General features: G+C 57.7%; 1 protein-coding gene. It reads left to right on the top strand.

From position 1 onward, the window contains the following. Positions 1–28: 28 nt before the first annotated feature. Positions 29–395 (top strand): hypothetical protein (locus AC1RP1_RS07965; RefSeq protein ID WP_481762716.1); only part of this gene is annotated, 367 nt, incomplete at its 3' end.

Here is a 395-nt window from a genome sequence, read left to right as displayed (position 1 = left end):
CGTGATCAGCGCCGAAGAGGTGTGGCGTTTGGCACCGCCTGAACTGAAGGCGTGCGGGATGCTGTACAAGGCTCAGAACAAGGTGGAGCACGGCCGACGTTTCGAGAAAATGGCGCGCATTCGCTGGATGGTGGGCGTCGAAGTCTCGATGAACGAGGGTCTTAACTTCCAGTTCGTGAGCCGTATATGCCGTACTGAAGTCGTGTGGAACCCGGGAACTCTGGAGCAAGGCAACAGCCGCGCCAACCGCCCTGAGCTAAAGGCACAGGATCGACGACCGTTCGTTTTCTTTGACTCGTTCACCGTGGACAACACGATCGACGTGACGAAAGCTGCACGGCTCATCTCCAAGTTGATCAGCGTCGCGCAGTTCGCGACGCTGATCACCTTGGAGA

It is taken from the genome of Dellaglioa sp. CoH-56-MRSF-13 (assembly GCF_056782095.1).
The sequence above is the reverse complement of the archived record's forward strand: the minus strand, read 5'-3'. Positions and strand labels throughout refer to the sequence as shown.